Origin of the sequence: Winslowiella iniecta, assembly GCF_001267535.1 — a bacterium.
In the GTDB taxonomy this organism is placed as follows: Bacteria; Pseudomonadota; Gammaproteobacteria; order Enterobacterales; family Enterobacteriaceae; genus Erwinia; species Erwinia iniecta.
Map to the genome: position 1 here is coordinate 68529 of NZ_JRXE01000010.1, position 19212 is coordinate 87740.

A 19212-nucleotide genomic window follows, 5' to 3' on the forward strand; every position below is an offset into this window, starting at 1 on the left:
TAATAATGTTAAACAAAAAAATTACAGATTTAGCAGAATATGCATCAAAGTCAATTTCAAAAAAAGCGAAGGAAATCGGTGATGTTTGCGCCATGAGTTTTGGTGAACCCTATTTCGGACCGCCAGAATCTGCTAAGTCTGAAATCGAAAAAAACCTTAACTATGATTCATACATTGAAACCCTAAAGCGTTATGAAGACCCTCGTGGATCACTGGAACTTCGTCAAGAAATTAGTCGTTGGTACTCGGATAATTACGGCATAACAGTTTGCCCTGACACTGAGGTTTTAGTGACTCATGGCGGAGTTGAGGCCATAACCTTGAGTGTTTTATGTACGACTTCGGCAAATGATAAGGTTCTGGTGAGTGATCCATCATATATGCTGTATTCGCGCAACATCACCGTGTTGGAACGCGTTGTTCAGCCTTTAAGTCGTGTACCAGGTTCCCATGAATACCAGGGTGCTTTAAAAAATCATCCAGACCAATACTCTGATGTGAACTTAATGATTGTTAACTCCCCTGAGAACCCGAGTGGTTATGTACTGAGTGAGCAGGACTGGAAGGCGGTGGCTGAGTTTGCGGAAAAGAATCAAACGTGGGTACTTCATGACGAAGTCTATGATTCGATGGCATTCGAACGTAAGCACCTGCCTGCGATTGCAAACAGCAAGCTCAAAGATAAGACCATCTTAATCAATAGCTTCTCAAAGAAATTTGGTTTGCCGGGTCTGCGAATTGGCTGGATGGTTGCCCCGGCAGAGTTGATTGATCAGGCGGCTAAACTCCATGATTACATGTATCTTGGTGTGGGTATCCTAAACGAAAAAACGGCTATCGCGGTGCTTAAATCTGACAGCCGCCAATGGTTACAAGACAACTGCCAGGAGATAAGTGACCGCGCTAATATTGCCCTGACGACATTAACAGAAGAATCAGGATTTGACTGGCGTCGTTCTCCATTAGGTGCAATGTTCTTATTCCCAGAAATATCAAAGCTTTACAAACGAATCCCGCAAAAATATAAAGAGCAGTTTGAATCAAAAGGCGAAGCTGTAGCAAATTACTTACTACTGGAGAAAGGGGTCGCAACCGTACCAGGAAATGTCTATGGTGAAGATTCGGCTAACTATATTCGACTGGTTCTATGCACACCAAGGGATGAATTTGACCTCGCAATGCAAAGGTTGGCGACATGTTAACATCTGAATCCCAGGCAATCGCACATAAGAGCATTCAGGAACGCGGATTTTGTATCTTACCTCAGGCGATGAACCATAAAACCTGGCAAATATTGTCAGATAGCTACGCATTGCTTATGAAAGAATCACTCGAGATTCTGTCTCGAGTATCTCAATCAGATCAATCTTTATCTGAATATTATAAAGCGGGTGGCGAAAAGTTAATTGTTGTGCCTGAAAACGGTGACAGCGACAAGATTTGTCGGTTTGAATACATTTCGAATCATTCCGAAGAGATAAGAGATTCCGTGATCCCTTACTTTCAGGAGATCCTGTCAGAAATAACAGGTAGCAGATTTAAACTGTTTAAAGACAAGTGTAATGTTAAGAGACCGGGTGGAGGTGCATTTGGCTGCCATCAGGATTACCCAGCCTATAGCGACTTTATCCCTGACTATCACTTAACTATTGCAATTTTTTTGGACCAACCTTCAATAAGTAATGGTTGTCTGGAAATGGCAAAAAACTGGAAGTCAATCAGTGATAACCTGGGTGCATTAGACAGTGACTATCTGGGAAAATCGATTTTTAAGAGAAATCCCGATTCAGGTGACGTCCTGCCCGAAATTGCTGATAAATTTGAATGGGAAAGAATACTTCCCGCTGTCAATGACATCGTTCTGTTTGATTCGTTTGTGCCGCACCGCTCGAGTGTGAATGCAAGTGATGGATCCCGCAGAGCCTATTTTTTCACTTTCGCACCAGAAAGTTCAGGAGATCACTACGCGCATTATTATCGTGTCAAAAGGAACGCCTTTGACAATCCAAAGTTCCACCTGTCAACACCAACGGATCGAGGTGTATAAGAAAGATGCCACTTGAAACTGTTGATAATCAATTGTTGTTCACACCTGGCCCATTAAATACCAGTGCCACAGTGAAAGCGGCAGCAATGAGAGATATAGGCTCAAGAACGTTCGCTATGCGTGAAGTCACGAATGAGATCATTGACTTATTACATTCTATTTCGGAACTTTCCTCAGACTATTCCACGGTGTTAATGCAGGGAAGTGGAACATTTTCTGTCGAGGCCATGCTTTCGTCTTTAATTAGTGAAAATGATCATGTTTTAATCCTTATCTCCGGTGATTATTCTACACGGATGGCAGATATATGTAGCATTTATGGCATTCCACACCATCTGGAAGAGTTTGATGAGAGCGAAGGCATTTGCCCGGAGAAACTAAAAGAATTTCTTGGTAACACGTCCGAACCGTTTTCTCACTTACTCTTTGTTCATTATGAAACCGCATTAGGTGTGGTTAATCCTTATGATGCGATCATGGAAGTTGCCTTTGAATTCAATCTCAAGGTACTGGTCGATTGCGTCAGCTCTTTTGGGCTACTGCCGGTGTGTACCACCTTTCCCAATTTAGTGGCAATTGCTTCCTCTGCCAATAAGTGCATTCAAGGCTTAACAGGCGTTTCTTTTGTGTTAGTAAAACATAATGAGCTTATGATTGAACGCAAAAAGAGAACGCTTTCGTTCGACCTTAAAGCTCAGTCAAAAGCTTTTATGGCAAATGGTGAATGGAGGTTTTCACCACCTGTACAAATTCTTTTAGGCCTGAGACAAGCCTTGCAAGAATATGTTCAGGAGGGAGGGCGTGAATATCGCTATCAGAGATACCAGAATTTACGTGAGTACCTGGAGCTGAAGTTAAAGAAGCATGATATTTTTCCTGTAATAAAAGCCAGGCTCAGGGCTCCGATAATAAATACTTATTCACTGCCGCCGGGTGTAGACTATATTAGTCTTTCAACCGCCTTAGCAAAACGCAATATTGTGGTATACGCGTCTAAGCAGAAAGGCTGTTTTCGCATTGGTACGGCAGGTGATATCAATCAATCAGATGTCGATACATTATTGCATGAAATTGAATGTGTGATTAAGGGATGTTGATGTTTCATTCTGACATGATTAACAGCCGTATTACAGGTCCCACGCCACTGCCTCCATCATCATTGGAGTACATCCATCAGCAAATGATGAGCCACAGAAGCGAAAGTTTTAAAAAAACATTTGCCAATGTTCAGTGTGGACTGCAAGAGCTTCTGGAAACAAACTCACTGCCTTTGTTGTTCACCAGTTCTGGTACTGCGGCAATGGAGTCAGCAGTTAATAATTTGCTTGCGCCAAATGACCGGGCGCTAACATTGTCCTGCGGTTTTTATGGCGACCTCTTTCATCAAATGGTTGAGAGAAAGCTGAATAAGAACGCAGTGCTGCTCAGATCGCCTGATGGCTGTGGAATCGATATCCAATATCTGGTCGATATACTAAAGCAGCATACGTTCAAAGCGATTTTTTTAACCCATAGTGAGAGTTCAACAGGCGTTGTAAATCCTTTATCTGAGATTATTTCTGCCATAAAATCTTACAGTGATGCCTACATTGTTGTTGATAGTATCAGCAGTATGGGCTGCGTTAATCTGCCTTTTGATAGCCTTGGAATGGATATACTGATCGGTGTCACTCAAAAAGGGTTGATGTCACCTCCTGGGATGTCGATTATTCTTGCCAGTGAGAGAGCCATTGAAGAATCGAAAGTAATGAGTAACTATGGCAGCGTGGCATTTAATTACGCAAAAGCACAATCCTTAGCTGGCGATTTTCAAACACTAACCACGCCTTCTTTACATGCATTTTGGGGACTGGAAAATGCATTGGGATTAATGAGGCAACAGGGTTTTGAGAATGTCTTTTATCATCATAACAACATTGCTAATCACTCACGTCTGCTCGCTGAGTTAAATGGTTTTAAGCTGTTTGCGAAAGAAGGCTATCGATCCAATACTATTACTGCGATAGAACTCAACAATAAGTTTCGGGCGACAGAGTTAGCACAGCAGTTGCTGAACAACTTCTCAATCACGGTAGGTATCGGAAACGGTAATCTGACTGAATCGATTATCCGTATTGCCCATATGGGGTATGTTAATCAGAATGAAATTACAGATGTGTATACAGCTTTAGCGAAGTGTAAATCCCTTTATGTCTGAGCGATTGAAATTTCGAGTCCGAGTTAACTCTCAGGAACGACCTGATTGTGAAAACCCGGCGGGTCATCTGGTTTGTCACAAACCAGATTGAGAATTCCCTATTTTGTTCAAGCATGATGCGTTGAAAAATCCTTCTTCATTTTAAATCAAGGACAACTAATTAATGTCAAATAATTCAGAAAACATTGAAATGAATCTTTTTCGGGATACCTTGAATAAAAAATTTATCGCGTTTTCTGGAGGAGAAGAACGCGCGCCATTTATGAATCCCCTCGATGTTCTGCCGTTCAGTGAAACACTGGACAGAAATTTCGCATTGATTCAGTCTGAAATTATCGAACTTTTACAACGTAGGAAATTGACTCGTTATGAAGATATCGATAAAAAAAGAGCGGCTGAGGTGTCAAAAGACTGGAAGTTATTCTATGTTAAGTTGCTTAATGAATACAATGAACTTGGCAAGAGTCTGTGTCCCAATATCTATAACTTGACTAAAGATCAAGACAACATTCTTTCCATTTCAATTGCGGTATTAGAACCTGGTGTATGCCTGGCAGCACATGAAGGCCCCTATGCCGGAATATTAAGATACCATTTAGGAATTGAAGTTCCTGAGGTTAACCCACCTTATATTCGCGTAAAAGACCAATACCATACCTGGCAAACCGGTAAGAGCATTGTCCTGGATGACGTTTTTGACCACGAAGTCTACAATAATGCCTCCGAACGCAGAGTGATCTTAATTGTTGACTTTAAACGACCAATGCCAAAGTTCTACAACTTCCTTAACAACATGTACCTGAAGCATATGCAAAAACGCTCTAAAAGCTTGATTAATAACTCCAATTGAATGACTGAGGAAAGAACTTTGAAAACATTATTGCTCGCCGCAGGCGTTGGCAGCCGGTTAGGAACCTTGACGAATAACGTACACAAGTCATTACTGAAAATTAATGATGAGCATACAATACTGGACTATCAGTTACGCACCCTGGAGCGCGCAGGGCTAAATGATATTAATATTGTTGTCGGGCATTGTGCTGAGTCAGTAGCAGATAAATGTCAACAATACGCTGACTCGCATAATATCCGGTTAATCCACAATGACTCCTATCGGTCTAAAAACATCGACTGGAGCGTTTACCTTGGCCTGAACGCTATTGAAGATGATATCATCTATATCGAAGGCGATATGGTCTTACATTCTGAAATACTCTCGAAGCTGAAAACCTCAACGGCAGATATCTGCTTGATTATCGATAAAAGGCCCAAGAGTCAATGTGTTGATACTGTTGTCCGCATTGACCCGGAAACAAAAGCATTATCAATCGATGTTAAGGAACATGGCTTTCATACTGATTCCTCAATTGAAAATTCAATTGGTGAATTTGTCTGTGCGATAAAAATAAGCAATACGGCGCGTAAGTTACTTTTAAAGAGACTGCAAGATTTCAGCTTTGATGGAATTATTAAGTTTTATAACGCGATAAATGATATTTTACCTGAAGTGACTTTCAGTTATCACGAAACCTTTGATTTTGAGTGGGTAGAGGTGGATAATTTACAGGACCTTGAAAGAGCTAAGCACCTGTCCACGCAGACTAACTTTGGTTTAAGCAAAGGCTGAAATGAATGAGCGTTGAATATAATCAGGTCAAAGCGCCCCTGTTGACTCCGAACCAAATTACTTTGTTACGTTTCGTACTAACGATAATACTCTTCGTGATTTGGCAAAGTTTTTCATTATCTTTCCTCCAGAAAACAATAATATGTGTCATCTTTGCCGCGATCTTTATACTGGATAACATTGATGGCATTGTTGCCAGAAAGTATTCTTTGATGTCTCTGTCAGGGCACTACTTTGATGCGGCCGTCGATGTAATAACTTATTTTCTCCTTGCTTTTATTTTACAAAGTGAAGGGATTCTCCCTGGCTTTTTTATCGCCTTAATGTTGATTAGGGAAGTTTTCGTTGTATATATTAAAGCTTACCTGGCAGAGACTGGAATGCATGTGTCGACATCATCCATTGCTGTTGTAAAGTGTGAATTGATAGGCATTCCTATGGCATTTCTTTACATCATATTTACGGGTGAAAGTGCAAGTCAGTATTTATTTATCTCTCTGATATTTATATACTTTTTGACATTAAAGCTGTGGTATGAAATAACGAATAAACAGCATATGATTTTGATTCTGACAGCATTGTTACCCGTGCTGATCTACCCAGCAGTAGATGAGTCTGTTTCTGTTGGCAACTGGTATCTTTACAGCTATATGCTAATAGCTATAGTGTTTTCTTATTTTTCAGCATTTGGCTATTTTAGACTGTTCCTCTTAAAAAATAACACTCATCAGGATAATTATGAACAATAAAGTATTATTAGTGACAGGCTCTGGTCGGGGTATTGGAGCGGCTACTGCGTTACTGGCGGCAAAGCAAGGTTATTCGGTATGTATAAATTATTTAAACGATGAGAAATCTGCATTTAGCGTCCGTGATGAGATTTTGAAACAGGGTGGAAAATGTATCGCCTTGCAGGCGGATGTATCAAATGAGCAACAGGTTAAACAGGTCTTTGATGATATCGATACCCAGCTGGGCGTCATTACCCACCTGGTCAATAATGTTGGGATCTTAAAGCAGAAAATGCCCATGATTGAGATGGATGGAGAACGATTCCAACAGGTACTGTTGACGAATGTCATGAGCCATTTTTATTGCTCACGTGAAGCGATAAAACGTATGTCGCTTTCCAGAGGAGGCGCTGGCGGTTCAATTGTTAATGTTTCATCCGGCGCATCGAGAAGCGGCTCTCCTTTTGAATATATTGATTATGCAGCCTCGAAAGGCGCTGTTGACACCTTTACCACAGGACTGTCTAAAGAGGTCGCTGCTGACGGTATCCGGGTCAACTGCGTCCGTCCGGGAGGCATTTACACCGATATCCATGCTGATGGAGGCGAAGCTTTAAGAGTTGACCGCATTGCAAAGAACTTCCCGATGAAAAGAGGGGGGAGACCTGAAGAGGTTGCAAATGCAATTCTTTGGCTACTCAGTGACGAAGCGTCATTCGTTACTGGAAGTTTTACAGACTTGTGCGGTGGTGTGTAAATTGGAAACTCACCTGGCGACCATCCTGGATGAAATATCCAGAAGATATCGTTTTTGCCTGGATGTGATTGAACAATTGGCTGGCTATCAAAAGCAGCAAGCGGTTTATCCGATGGAAATAGTCTTAAAAGCGGATTCAAGCCCGGTATCGATAATCGATATTAATACTGAACGCCAATTTCGCACGCTATTGCAGCGCGATTTTGCGACCGATAGCGTTCAAGGCGAAGAGTTAGGTGCTACTGAATTATCGGATTTTAACTGGGTTATCGATCCCATTGATGGCACCAGGAAATTTATCAGGGGCATTCCCACCTGGGGAATTTCAATTGCTTTAGAGTACCAGTCTAAAGTCGTCGTTGCTGCAATAGCCGTCCCATCCACCGGTGATGTCTGGTCCGCTATCTATCAGGGAGGGGCATTTAAAAATGGAGAAAGGATAAAAGTAAGCACAATATCAGACATCAAAGAGTCTTATATTACTACGTCAGCCAGAAAATATTTTCTGGAGATAGACCAACAGATGTGTTACGACAATATCCATGCTCATTCATTACATGATCCTGGATTTTTGGATGTTTATAGTTTCGCTATGTTATGTGATGGAAGAATTGATGGGATCGTCTCCTGTCAGGATAATTGGTGGGATATCGCTGCCGCAACACTTATCCTGACGGAGGCGGGGGGCAGCTATAGCTTTTCTTCACATCATGATCGACCAAATGACGGCGTTAACTATTTTACTAATGGCAAGATACATCGAAAAGTCGCTTCAATTATTAAGGATATCACAAAATGAAAACTTGCGTTTTGATAACCACAGCCAGAGAAGAGCAGGCCAATGCTATTTATTCAATTACCAACGACTTCTTTGATGTGAAATTATTTTCAACACATGGTTGGGATAATAAAGAGGTTACGCAAGAGTTAGAAGATACCCTTTTATCAGGAGAAGTTGATTATTTATTCAGTTTTTGTTGTCCACTTATTGTTCCTCAATATCTTCTCGACAGTGTTCGTTATCTGTGTGTGAACTTCCATCCTTCCCCACCAGAATATCCTGGTGTTAAAGGTGCTTACCGGGCATGCTGGGATAAAAAAAATGAGTTTGGCGTGACTGCACATGTAATGGAAGAAAAAGTGGATACCGGTAAAATCCTAAAAGTTAACCGTTTCCCGATCTTAAATAATAATCTTCCTGACGCGCTAACTCTCGATTCTTTTAAATATAGTATTGATTTATATCAAGAAGTTATTCGTGATATCGCGCAAAACAAATCATTTAACAGCAATGAACAGTGGTCAAATTTTACCATGACGCGAAAAAAATTCGAGGCATTGCATCAAGAACGTAAAAGCAATGAAGTATAACCAAACGAGTGAATCATGATATCCCCAATCGAATTTTTAAAAGAACTCAAAGAAAATAATATTGATACCTATTATGGTGTTCCCGATTCATTGTTAAAAAGCTTAGGGGATGCAATAAATGATTCAGTTCTGGTCAGTAACCACAGTATTACTCCTAATGAAGGTATTGCCGTCTCCAGGGCAATTGGTTATTTTTCTGCCACAAGGCAACTTCCGGTTGTCTACATGCAAAATTCGGGTCTGGGGAACGCGGTAAACCCTCTGCTTTCTTTAGCAGACCCTCAGGTCTATGGCGTGCCAATGCTAATTATTGTCGGGTGGCGAGGAGAAATTGTTGGTCAGGACCAAATTGCTGATGAGCCACAACATCGAAAACAGGGTCGTGTCACCATCGATCTTATTCATTCTATGGGATATAACTATTTCGTTGTGGATAAAGATAGTTGTTATAAAACAATTGTTTGTGAAAGTGTTGCTCTCGCCAGGCAGAAGCAGGAGCCTGTTTTTTTAGTAGTGCGCAAAGATACATTTTCTGCTCACAACTCAAGTTCGCCTAAAAATCGATTCAAAATGAATCGGGAAGAAGCTATAAAAAATGTATTAACCTTGTTACCTGATGACTGCATTTCTGTGGCAACCACAGGGAAAACAGGGAGAGAAATATTTGAATTGAGACAATCCCTGAATATGCCTCATCACACTGATTTTTTATGTGTCGGCGGTATGGGCCACGCGTCGAGCATTGCAGCTGAAATTGCTCGTTACAAACCTGAAAGATCTGTTGTGTGTTTTGACGGCGATGGCGCAGCGCTGATGCATTTAGCTTCAATGCAGCATGCCGCTTCCCAGAAAAATTTTTTACATATTATCTTAAATAATTGTGCTCACGAGTCTGTTGGCGGGCAAAGTACCTCATTCGATGAACTCGATGCCGCTTCGCTGGCCAGAAGTTTTGGTTATGCTAAGTTTGCCTATATCACTGAAAAAGACGAATTATGCAGAGAGACAACAAATTTCTTCCACACTCAACAGTCTACATTGTTCATAATCGGCTGCAAAATTGGCAGCAGGGATGATCTGGGCAGACCGACCACACCTGCCAGAGAGCAATATGCAGCGTTCACCAATTTTGTTAATAGTAAATAGCACTCGGGATTAATCTTTCTCGTGAGTTTTTCATTGGTGCTGACTTCGATGTCGCTGAATGGATAAGAATGTAACTTAGGGTTTGCCCGGAGGTAAAATTGAAAGATGTAATAATCGTGGTATCCAGAAATGACTATACCTCTTTACTCAAAGATGGGGAGTTGATTGGCTCCCTGAAAGGGAAAAATATCATTTATATTTTTTCTGTAAAATGCTCTGTTATACCCCATAACACACATTTCGAAGAACTCCACCTTATCGATATTGTAAATTCAGAGGACTACCTCACGGCGTTATTAAAATCTATTAGTTGCCGTTACAATATTACAGACATTGTTTCTACTGGCGAAGAAGATTTGTCACCGGCGGCCTATGCCAGGCAAGCTCTTCACCTCAATGGGTTGCAGGTTGAACAGTCAAAGTTATATCGAAATAAAATTTTAATGAAACAACGATTAACTTCTACGACAATAAGGCTACCGCAATACTCGCCCGCATCAGAGATAAACACGTTAACTGATATGCTGGCGACCTTTGGAAAAATCATTATTAAGCCGAAGGATGGTTACTCTTCCAAAGGTATCACCATCGTATCAACCGCTCCCGAGCTGAATCAATTTCTGTCAGAACAGAGTGATTTTCTTGGTCAATTTATCGCGGAAGAGTTTATTGACTCAGAGATGTATCACCTGGATGCAGTGGTATCCGGCGGAGAAATTCTGTTTTCTACTCTTGGCAGATATCATCAACCCTTAGTGAACTTCAGCAGTAGTCAGTGGTTAGTCTCATCTGTCACCAATCAAGCTTCGGCATTACATGAGAAAGCTAAACAAGTATTACGTGAAGTTTTAAATCATTTTGAGACTGACAAAGGTGTTTTCCACTTTGAATTTTTTTCAGATGGTGACAATGTCATATTTTGTGAAATTGCAATGCGGCCAGCAGGAGGAGGTATTTCTGAGGCGATATATGAAACTTGGGGGATTCATCTTCATGAGATTAATGTCCAGCTTCAATTAAATATTCCGGTTACTCTTCCAGTCGTGGAGGACAGACACTCCTCTATTATCTTAATGATGAGTCAGCAGCAAGGTGTTATAACTAACTTACTGAATGAGGACTTTCTTGAAGAGAACGCATATAAAGTCTTAAAGCGAAAATCCATAGGTGATAAAGTCTCACCTGCTCAGTTCAGTTCGGACAGTATTCTCAATGTGGTTGCTGTCAGTGATAATGCTCAGGATCTGGAAGATTCTGTCAGGAAAATCACCTCTAAGACTTATTACCAAATAGAAGCAGCAATCAAAGACGTTAATATTGATAATGTGCCACAGAAAGAGTCGTTTACGATTGTTCGTGTGATACCACATGATAAATCCTCATTCACGCAGGGGTTAATTATCGATGGTGAACACATTATTGAGTCCACCGGGTTATATAAAAAATCCAGAATCAACATTCTCGAAGCATCAAGTGGCAAGTTGGTAAGGTCTAAGGATTTGCCTGAAGATCTGTGGGGTGAAGGATTAACCAAGGTTGATGGAAAGTACTATGCGCTCACTTTTAAAGAACAAAAAGTGATGGTACTGGATCCCACCAATCTGAATACTCTGAATACATTCAGCTATGAGGGAGAGGGGTGGGGTTTAACGACCGATGGTAAAAACCTTGTAATGAGTGATGGTAGTGACGAAATCACCTTTCGCGATCCGGTTGATTTTTCGGTTATAAAAACTATCCATGTCACTTTCAATGGCAAAAAAATAGCCAAGATTAATGAGCTTCAATGGATAAAGGGTTTGATATACGCCAATGTCTGGTATACGGATATTATCTTAGTGATCAACCCTGAAGACGGTAAGGTCGTTAAATGGATTGATATGGCGGGTATTCAGTTCAACCTCGATCATTTTGACAAGAATACCAATACGCTTAATGGTATCGCTTATGATGATGTTAACGATAAGCTTTATGTCACAGGCAAAAACTGGTCTAACATCTTTGAAGTAAAATTCACTACAGATACCTGACTGACGACGTCAGGCTGATTCCGCTGAGGGAAAATTATCCACTGATACTTAAATATCAGGTGTCAGCGGTTTTAGTCTTGTGATGCAGACAGCCGGGCGTGCTATCAGGTAAAGCACTGAGTAGATTATTTGCTCAGGTCGATGGAACCTTATCTTGCAGGCAGAAACAGGCTGCTAAGCAGTTGGCCGGATTGCTCTGGTAAAATGCCGCCGAAAAACGAACGGCATCCTGAATATTTAATAAGCATACTCAGGCATGGCAGCGCAAAACTATCAGATCCGCTGCCGTCTTCTGTTCGTCCTCAAGCCGGTTTTACCTCGTCCGGCAAACGGAAGCGATAAACCGACCAGGGGGCATGCGTGTTGTCTTCGCCCTGATTGTGCGGACTGAGGTATTCAATCTGCGGAGCAGGGATATATATCCATCCCTGCGATATCACTAACGCATCCGGCGTCACCAGCCGCTCGTCCTGAATCAGTGTTTCCCTCGAACCATCGGGTTTAAGACGATCAATTGAGCGTTTCTCGACATTCGACAAGTAAATATTGCCCTCTGCGTCAATCGCCGAACCGCCGATTGACGGGATATCTGCCACTTTCTCAATCCGCTTTTCCAGCGCATTGTCATCCATTGACTGGTCGCACAAATACCTGGTACGAATACGGTAAAGTGGACCGGCTGGCGTTGCGTAATACAACCAGACGCCATCGGCAGTGACTTCAATTACGTCACTGTGCACGGCCGGTTTTTTTCCCTCAGCATCCATCAATACCCGTCCCTTAAACCCTTTTTGCACCAAATTATCGGGTTTACGCAATAACAGGGATGACGCCACTCTTCGGATAGTCTTACCGGTTTTCAAATCATAAATGATGATGCCACCAAGGCCGGAGTCGGTGATGTAGATCAGATCGCCATGAATCCGCAGATCATTGGGTGCGCCACCTTCCGGAAGCGATTTTTCATCAAAGCGGATCAACTTTTTCACCTCACCCGACCGGATGTCGAACGCCACCAGTTTAGCTGCCCCCGCTCCCGGTTTATCCCCCTGAGGGGCACCCTGATCGACGACCCACAGCAAATTGTTGTCGAAAATGTGGCAGGCGTTGACGTTCACCAGGGTATTTATACCGTCATCACCCGCTTGCCAGTTATTCCAGTGATTGCCGGGAAACGCCACCAGACCTTGCTCCGTTAAGCGGGCTAGCGCTGGTGAATCGAAGTGTCCAGTAAAGCGTGGCAGGTTAACAAAGTACGAACCCTGGGCGGAGACGGCAACACCGTTAACCAGCCACGGCGAGGTGATAACAGATTGCAGAGTGGGTTGCATAGTCGATTGCGCAAATGAAAACACCGGATGTGTGAGGCATAAAGCGGCCAGACTGCCGCTGATAAATTCTCTTCGCTGCATGGTTCACTCCATTGCGGATGGGGATGTCGGCGTCAGGGCCATTTCTCCGCCAGACTTATTTATTACTCTGATTTCATTAACATAGAGTAAGCATGGCAGAAATGAGATATTTGTCACACTGGAGGTTGAGGGTGGGTACTGCTCGCTAACGGGGTATGGCGTGCCGGATATTCTGGTCATTCTGTTCAGTAAGCCTGATAGTGTGAAAGCCTCTCAGGCGATATCACGAAAATCGCTGCGTTAAGCATCCTGACGCCGCAGGGCGATACCTTATTATCGGGCGGGCAGAAGCAACGGCTGGCATTTGCGCGCGCGTTGCATCTGGATCTGACTGTCTGCACCCGGCCAAAACCGCTGTAAAAACTCTGCCCGTTGGTATTGAGGTCAATCCAGACGGGCAAATGTTTTCATCGCCGCAGTTATCAGTAAGCACCTGCGCTAATGAGCGGGTGCAACCTGTTCTGCGATTCAGAAATTGAGTTGCATCGACACCTGCGCCATACGCGGTTCGCCCAGCTGCGCGCTGGCATAACCCACGCCGCTATAGCCATTCAGGCCGCCGGGCACGATATTGGTCCAGTAGTGGCGATTGGTCAGATTGGTGATATCCAGGCGGAAGGTGGTTGTGGTGTTAAACAACCGGGTTTTATAGGCCGCACCGGCATCCAGCGTTGTGTAACTGCCGACCCAGGCGTCGTTTTGATTATCCGTCGTGCGTCGTCCCACATAGTGAATACCGCCGTGAATATCGCTACCACTCAGCATTGGTAGATCCCAGGCGGCAAACAGGCTGGCGGTGAAGCGCGGCAGGCCGACAATCTGCTTATCTTCCGTCTGTTGGCTGGCGCTATTCAGCAGGCGTGGATCGAGCCATGTCATGCCGCCATACACGTGCAAGCGTTCGGTCGCATCGCCATCGGCCATCAATTCCAGACCACGGTTGCGCTGCTCGCCGTCTTGCGCGTAATCGCCATTGGCATGGGTATAGGCAAAAGGACGTTTAATCTGAAACAGCGCGGCGGTGAGCAGCAGCTTGTTGACGGCTAATTTGCTGCCCACTTCCACCTGACGGCTGCGATACGGCGCCAGAATATTGCCCGCATTATTGGCGGTGGCGGGCGCGGTATCCCCCTGCTGCAAACTGTCGGCGTATGACACGTATAACGTCAGCGGATCGACGGGTTTGTACATCAGACTGGCTGAACTGCTCAGGCCGCTGTCAGAAGAGTGGCTGCTCTGGCCACCGCTTTTATTGTAGCTGGCAGAGCTAAGCAGGTTTTCACTGCCTGCCAATAACAGGCTCCACTCTGGCGAGAATTGCAGATTATCGCTGAGCAGAAATGCATGCTGCGTCGCGGTGGCTGAATGATAACGCCGGGTAAAATCCGGATAATCAGGTTCAGCAAAGGCCTGGGGATTATCCAGCGAGGCGCTGCCCAATGTGAAAGTACCGCCGTTGCGTGGATTGTAATTTTTCCAGACAAAACCCCGTAACCCAGTGGCGATTTGATGGTGAATTCCACCGCTAGCCACTTCGCCATTGAGATTGGCCATATAGCTATTGATGGTGAAACGGCTGGCGGTGGCCGATGAGGTGGTGGTGGTGTAGCTGCCTTTATTATCCGTAAAGGTATGGGTCACCGCTGTGGATTCACGATCGGCAATTTGCCGCAGGACGCCGACTTCACCCTGCCAGTTGCCGTCAAAGTCATGCCTGAAATGCACGCCCGCCGTCAGCGTATGGTTATCATTGCCCGCATAGGACTGGCCCAGATGCGCCGTTTCAGGATTCGGCGCAGACGGGAATGACAGACCGTTAGCCAGCGCGAATTTACCCGGCAAGCCTTTTTCGTAATAGTGGTAATAACTGAAATTGGTTTCCAGCACTGTCCGGTCTGTCAGGTTGGCGTCAAGCGCCAGGCTGAACAACTGACGACGCCGGGTGCTACCGGAGACATAGCCATTACCTTCATCATCCAGCATATTCAGGCGATAGCGCAGCCGGTCATTGCTATCCAGCGGTCCGCTGACATCCCCCGCCAGCTGGTGGCTGGGGCCGGTGCCGGCGGCAAAGGTAAGACTGTGCTGTGGGATATCGCTGGCACGCTTACTGACGAAATTGAATAATCCGGCAGGATTGGCCGGACCATACAGCGATCCCGCAAGGCCATTAACTACTTCTATACCCTCAAATTGTTCGGCAGCGTAATCGGTCGTTGAGACCACATTCAGGCCATCAATCATACTGTTCTGCACCACGCTGCCCTGCATGCCGCGCGTTTGCGGTCGCGCGCCGTCGCCCTGTACTGATGGCATATAGCGATAAAGATCGCTCACGCTTTTTAACTGCTGACGTTTGATCAGCTGCGGCGACACGGTTTGTACTGACCAGGGTGTGTTACGAATCTCTTGCGCGCCGAGGCTGCCGAGCGTGGCTTTTTTATCAATCGAAGAGGGGGTCTGGTTGGCGGCGGCGGTCACGGTGAGTGACGGTTGTTCTGTGGCTGCATACAGCGGAAAAGCTGATAACAACATCGCGCTGGTGAGACTGCATTTCACCAGGCTAATCGACTTGATTGGCATTGTGTTTCCGGAATGACGAATAAAGGAGAATGAGCGCCCGTAGCGCTATATGTTTTAGTTTATAACGATAATTTCAGATAAACCAGATAGTGAACATTTGGGGTTGTGAAAACTAAACGAGGTGTGTCCATCCCCGGAATGAAGACCGCGTTCGGCAAACGCAGGTCGAATGTCCGGCGGTGATAATGATCCTCATCATTCACATTCAGAAAGTTTATCGAACCGGTAAAACGGGTTACGCTTTGTCCGTTATGGGTGACGATGCTTTTGATTTGGAATATAATGAATATAACCTATATATCCGCTAATGCGACGAGGTGAATAATGGCTGCTAAAACAAGCGCCGCACTGCGTGAGCCGATTTCTTACGATGTGAAGACCCTCAGTGGTGATGAGCTGCACAACTTAGACACGCGTCCTGACTCTGACTATCTGGTGATTGATCTGGGTAGCGTGCAGAAAAATCGCGACGTTTTTAACAAGACAATGCAGGTTGCGATGAGTGCTGCTGTTAATGCCGTGCTGGCGTCTCTTAACTTGCCGGAGTCAAAGCCGACTAAAATCAGTCGCGCAGCCGAGGGTATTAGCGGAAAAACCGAAAAATTAGCGGAAAAAGCGGCGCGATCAGAGCGTCACTCTCAACGTCGTGAACAGCTTAATGCCCGCATCCTCTCTGAATCGGTATGGCTTACGGCGCGTGAGTTGTCAGAAAAAGCGAGTTTTAAAAATACCAATCCCAGCGCGGGTCCCAACCGCTGGAAATCTGCCCGCAGCATTTTCGCGCTACAGCTAAATGGTAAAGATAAGTACCCGGAATATGCCCTGGATGAAGGCTATCGGCCGATCCCGGTAGTCAAACAGGTTATTGCCCTGTTCGGCGATAAAAAAACGCCGTGGGGGCTGGCTATCTGGTTTGGTTCACAGAACAGCTGGTTAGGCGGGAGAAAGCCTAAAGATGTGCTGACGACGATGCCAGACCAGGTGATGTTGGCCGCACAAGCAGAAATGGACGGTGGTAAACATGGCTGATCCGGATGACAAGGATGTCGTTTTTCGCCAGGTACCGATACCCAAGGCGGAACTGGAGGTGAACTTCGCAACATGGAGTGTGGGTAAGCCGATCTATCGGATACATTCAGTCCATTATAAGGCGATACAGTTTAATCCCGGCAAAGGTGATGCACGTTTTAGTCCCATGAGTAACGGTGTACCTACTCTTTACGGCGGCGCAAATACCGGGGTGGCGGTGATGGAAACGCTTTTTCATGACCTGCCTGCGGATTCTGCCGGTGAGCCTTTTGATTTGAGCAAGCTGGAAGGGATGGTGCATTCTGTGATGAAACCTGCCATCAATCTCAATCTTGCCGATCTGAATCCCAGGACATTACGCAAAATGGGCGTGAAAAGGCATCAACTGCTCGATTCCCCGGCCGATCAGTATGTTTTTACGCGGGAATATTCTGTGGCGATCTATCAGGCTTACCCGGATGCACACGGTCTGCAATGGTCTTCTAAACAGCATGGTGATACGGCGTTAATGCTTTTTGGCGACCGGGTGAGACCAGAACATCTTGAAGTTGAGATTGAATCAGAAATATTGCTGGAATCGGAAACCGTTATCGAGGTGATTGAAAGTGAAGCTGATCAGCTTGGGATTGTGCTTATTGAGCCACATGGCGGCAAAGAACCGGATGACGAACGCCTGTTCAGTCAAACGTTAACGTATTCGGGACTCAGCAAAGGATAGCTAAACCGTCAGATGCTGAATATGGGCTCTTTATTGGTGCGCTGCCCGTTTTCAAAAACAATTTCATATGTACGCAAAAAAAAAGTAGACGACTGGTCTAATTGGCTGTAGGGTATCCGACATGAACAAGAAACTGTCACCTAAGAACGCTGACACGCGGCAAAGAATCCTGGATGTGGGCCATCTTATTATGGCCGCGAAAGGTTTTTCCGCCGTCGGGCTGAATGAGATTCTTAAAGAAGCCTCAGTGCCAAAAGGTTCTTTTTATAATTATTTCAGCTCAAAAGATGCTTTTGGCGCAGCGCTCCTCGATAACTATTTTGAGGATTATCTGGCTGAAATGGATGCGCTGTTTTCAAACACCGCACTGTCGCCGCAACAGCGCCTGATGGAGTATTTTCAGCGGTGGCAGGAAAATCAGTCTTTTGACGATTGTCAGGGAAAATGTCTGGCAGTAAAACTGGGCGCTGAAGTTGCCGACTTGTCTGAAGTTATGCGAGCTGCGCTGAAGCGCGGAACTACTGGTATCACGGACAGGCTCTCGCAGGTTATCAATGAGGGCATGCGTGACGGATCGCTAAAAGTAACGGCCAACGCGATTGAGCTGGCTCAAAGCTTATACCCACTATGGCTGGGTGCCAGCATCATGGTCAAGATTATGCGTAATCAGCAACCTTTTGCGATGGCGATGCAGACGACTAAATTTTTGTTGAATCAGCCTGACTGAGCAGAAGAAAGCAGCGAGATAACACCTCCCGGAGGTGTTTTTTCAGACTTTATTATAAGACGACTGGTCTACTATTTTTAACTAACCCGACGGAGAATTAACATGAAAGTATTAATCGTTTTGACCTCACACGACAAACTGGGCGATACCGGCCGTAAAACTGGTTTCTGGCTGGAAGAACTGGCCGCACCTTATTATGCCTTTAAAGAAGCAGGGGCTGAGATTGTGCTGGCCTCACCGGCTGGTGGTCAGCCACCGCTGGATCCGAAAAGTAACGAGCCGATGTTTCAGACTGAGCAGACCCGCCGTTTTGAGGCAGATAAAGACGCGACAGCGCAACTGGCTGCCACATATCGTCTGGACAGTATTAACCCGGACGATTTCGATACCGTCTTTTATCCTGGTGGTCATGGCCCGTTATGGGATCTGGCTGAAGACAATCACTCCGTCAGTCTGATTGAAGCGTTTATTGGTGCAGATAAGCCGGTGGCACTGGTGTGCCATGCGCCGGGTGTATTGCGTCACGTTAAAACGCCAGAGGGTGCACCGCTGGTCGAAGGGAAAACAGTCACCGGCTTTGCTAACACTGAGGAAGAGGGCGTCCAGCTGACGAATATTGTGCCTTTCCTGGTGGAAGATGAGCTGAAACGCCTGGGAGGCAATTATACCCGGGGAGAAGACTGGGGTTCATTTGTGGTTCAGGACGGTCTGCTGATTACCGGACAAAATCCGGCGTCTTCTGCAGCAACCGCGAAGTTATTAATAACAACGCTTTCCTGAGTTCGAAAACGGGTCTGCGTCAGCATGGGGGCATTTTCAGTTATGGGAATGCCCCAG

18 protein-coding genes are annotated in these 19212 nt (G+C 45.0%); 16 read left to right on the forward strand and 2 right to left on the reverse strand.

What is annotated here, in order from left to right; all coding sequences use genetic code 11:
* Window positions 1-5: 5 nt before the first annotated feature.
* From NG42_RS08755 to NG42_RS22425, 12 genes are all read left to right on the forward strand, one after another.
* Complete coding sequence (locus tag NG42_RS08755) at window positions 6-1202, forward strand: pyridoxal phosphate-dependent aminotransferase (protein WP_053116360.1); 1197 nt, start codon at window positions 6-8, stop codon at window positions 1200-1202.
* Window positions 1196-2047 (forward strand): phytanoyl-CoA dioxygenase family protein, encoded by an 852-nt coding sequence (locus NG42_RS08760; RefSeq protein WP_053115794.1) that lies wholly within the window; start codon window positions 1196-1198, stop codon window positions 2045-2047. Before NG42_RS08755 ends, NG42_RS08760 begins: the two co-directional genes overlap by 7 nt.
* Window positions 2048-2052: 5 nt before the next feature.
* Window positions 2053-3144: an aminotransferase class V-fold PLP-dependent enzyme gene (locus NG42_RS08765; RefSeq protein WP_053115793.1), complete on the forward strand. Its 1092-nt coding sequence runs from the start codon at window positions 2053-2055 to the stop codon at window positions 3142-3144.
* Complete coding sequence (locus NG42_RS08770) at window positions 3144-4244, forward strand: pyridoxal-phosphate-dependent aminotransferase family protein (RefSeq protein WP_052898927.1); 1101 nt, start codon at window positions 3144-3146, stop codon at window positions 4242-4244. Before NG42_RS08765 ends, NG42_RS08770 begins: the two co-directional genes overlap by 1 nt.
* A 163-nt stretch (window positions 4245-4407) precedes the next feature.
* Window positions 4408-5094 carry an aspartyl/asparaginyl beta-hydroxylase domain-containing protein gene (locus tag NG42_RS08775; RefSeq protein ID WP_082203854.1) on the forward strand — a complete coding sequence of 229 codons (687 nt, stop codon included), beginning with the start codon at window positions 4408-4410 and terminating at the stop codon, window positions 5092-5094.
* 18 nt (window positions 5095-5112) lie between these two features.
* Window positions 5113-5871: a phosphocholine cytidylyltransferase family protein gene (locus tag NG42_RS08780; RefSeq protein ID WP_052898928.1), complete on the forward strand. Its 759-nt coding sequence runs from the start codon at window positions 5113-5115 to the stop codon at window positions 5869-5871.
* Between the two features lie 5 nt (window positions 5872-5876).
* Window positions 5877-6620, forward strand: a complete 744-nt coding sequence (locus NG42_RS08785; RefSeq protein ID WP_052898929.1) for a CDP-alcohol phosphatidyltransferase family protein — start codon at window positions 5877-5879, stop codon at window positions 6618-6620.
* Window positions 6610-7359, forward strand: a complete 750-nt coding sequence (locus tag NG42_RS08790; RefSeq protein ID WP_052898930.1) for an SDR family oxidoreductase — start codon at window positions 6610-6612, stop codon at window positions 7357-7359. Before NG42_RS08785 ends, NG42_RS08790 begins: the two co-directional genes overlap by 11 nt.
* A gap of 1 nt (window position 7360) precedes the next feature.
* A complete protein-coding gene (locus NG42_RS08795) occupies window positions 7361-8158 on the forward strand; it encodes an inositol monophosphatase family protein (RefSeq protein ID WP_052898931.1) in 798 nt (265 codons plus the stop codon).
* Window positions 8155-8730: a formyltransferase family protein gene (locus NG42_RS08800; RefSeq protein WP_053115791.1), complete on the forward strand. Its 576-nt coding sequence runs from the start codon at window positions 8155-8157 to the stop codon at window positions 8728-8730. The genes NG42_RS08795 and NG42_RS08800 overlap by 4 nt, the downstream gene beginning before the upstream one ends.
* Window positions 8731-8745: 15 nt before the next feature.
* Entirely contained in the window at window positions 8746-9876 is a 1131-nt protein-coding gene (gene aepY / locus NG42_RS08805; RefSeq protein ID WP_052898932.1) for a phosphonopyruvate decarboxylase, read from the forward strand.
* A gap of 98 nt (window positions 9877-9974) precedes the next feature.
* Window positions 9975-11906 (forward strand): glutaminyl-peptide cyclotransferase, encoded by a 1932-nt coding sequence (locus tag NG42_RS22425; protein ID WP_082203857.1) that lies wholly within the window; start codon window positions 9975-9977, stop codon window positions 11904-11906.
* 302 nt (window positions 11907-12208) lie between these two features.
* Here NG42_RS22425 and NG42_RS08815 read toward each other — a convergent pair whose 3' ends face one another.
* Window positions 12209-13318: an SMP-30/gluconolactonase/LRE family protein gene (locus tag NG42_RS08815; RefSeq protein ID WP_053115790.1), complete on the reverse strand. Its 1110-nt coding sequence runs from the start codon at window positions 13316-13318 to the stop codon at window positions 12209-12211.
* A 468-nt stretch (window positions 13319-13786) separates the two neighbouring features.
* Window positions 13787-15901 carry a TonB-dependent receptor gene (locus NG42_RS08820; protein ID WP_082203858.1) on the reverse strand — a complete coding sequence of 705 codons (2115 nt, stop codon included), beginning with the start codon at window positions 15899-15901 and terminating at the stop codon, window positions 13787-13789.
* Window positions 15902-16225: 324 nt separating this feature from the next.
* On the opposite strand from NG42_RS08820, the gene NG42_RS08825 reads away from it, so the two are divergent.
* The 4 genes from NG42_RS08825 to NG42_RS08840 all read left to right on the forward strand — a co-directional run bounded on the left by NG42_RS08825 (window position 16226) and on the right by NG42_RS08840 (window position 19155).
* Window positions 16226-16930 carry an antitoxin Xre/MbcA/ParS toxin-binding domain-containing protein gene (locus NG42_RS08825; RefSeq protein WP_052898933.1) on the forward strand — a complete coding sequence of 235 codons (705 nt, stop codon included), beginning with the start codon at window positions 16226-16228 and terminating at the stop codon, window positions 16928-16930.
* Window positions 16923-17648, forward strand: a complete 726-nt coding sequence (locus NG42_RS08830) for an RES family NAD+ phosphorylase (RefSeq protein ID WP_053115789.1) — start codon at window positions 16923-16925, stop codon at window positions 17646-17648. Before NG42_RS08825 ends, NG42_RS08830 begins: the two co-directional genes overlap by 8 nt.
* A gap of 121 nt (window positions 17649-17769) precedes the next feature.
* Window positions 17770-18375: a TetR/AcrR family transcriptional regulator gene (locus tag NG42_RS08835; RefSeq protein WP_052898934.1), complete on the forward strand. Its 606-nt coding sequence runs from the start codon at window positions 17770-17772 to the stop codon at window positions 18373-18375.
* 102 nt (window positions 18376-18477) lie between these two features.
* On the forward strand, window positions 18478-19155 hold the full coding sequence (locus tag NG42_RS08840) for a type 1 glutamine amidotransferase domain-containing protein (RefSeq protein ID WP_052898935.1): 678 nt from the start codon (window positions 18478-18480) through the stop codon (window positions 19153-19155).
* Window positions 19156-19212: the final 57 nt, after the last annotated feature.

Coding starts and splice junctions, on each gene's coding strand:
- NG42_RS08770 (WP_052898927.1), top strand. CDS start 3,144: ATGTTTCATTCTGACATGATTAACAGCCGTATTACAGGTCCCACGCCA.
- NG42_RS08755 (WP_053116360.1), top strand. CDS start 6: ATGTTAAACAAAAAAATTACAGATTTAGCAGAATATGCATCAAAGTCA.
- NG42_RS08815 (WP_053115790.1), bottom strand. CDS start 13,318: ATGCAGCGAAGAGAATTTATCAGCGGCAGTCTGGCCGCTTTATGCCTC.
- aepY (WP_052898932.1), top strand. CDS start 8,746: ATGATATCCCCAATCGAATTTTTAAAAGAACTCAAAGAAAATAATATT.
- NG42_RS08790 (WP_052898930.1), top strand. CDS start 6,610: ATGAACAATAAAGTATTATTAGTGACAGGCTCTGGTCGGGGTATTGGA.
- NG42_RS08825 (WP_052898933.1), top strand. CDS start 16,226: ATGGCTGCTAAAACAAGCGCCGCACTGCGTGAGCCGATTTCTTACGAT.
- NG42_RS08840 (WP_052898935.1), top strand. CDS start 18,478: ATGAAAGTATTAATCGTTTTGACCTCACACGACAAACTGGGCGATACC.
- NG42_RS08760 (WP_053115794.1), top strand. CDS start 1,196: ATGTTAACATCTGAATCCCAGGCAATCGCACATAAGAGCATTCAGGAA.
- NG42_RS08830 (WP_053115789.1), top strand. CDS start 16,923: ATGGCTGATCCGGATGACAAGGATGTCGTTTTTCGCCAGGTACCGATA.
- NG42_RS08835 (WP_052898934.1), top strand. CDS start 17,770: ATGAACAAGAAACTGTCACCTAAGAACGCTGACACGCGGCAAAGAATC.
- NG42_RS08775 (WP_082203854.1), top strand. CDS start 4,408: ATGTCAAATAATTCAGAAAACATTGAAATGAATCTTTTTCGGGATACC.
- NG42_RS08800 (WP_053115791.1), top strand. CDS start 8,155: ATGAAAACTTGCGTTTTGATAACCACAGCCAGAGAAGAGCAGGCCAAT.
- NG42_RS08820 (WP_082203858.1), bottom strand. CDS start 15,901: ATGCCAATCAAGTCGATTAGCCTGGTGAAATGCAGTCTCACCAGCGCG.
- NG42_RS08785 (WP_052898929.1), top strand. CDS start 5,877: ATGAGCGTTGAATATAATCAGGTCAAAGCGCCCCTGTTGACTCCGAAC.
- NG42_RS08765 (WP_053115793.1), top strand. CDS start 2,053: ATGCCACTTGAAACTGTTGATAATCAATTGTTGTTCACACCTGGCCCA.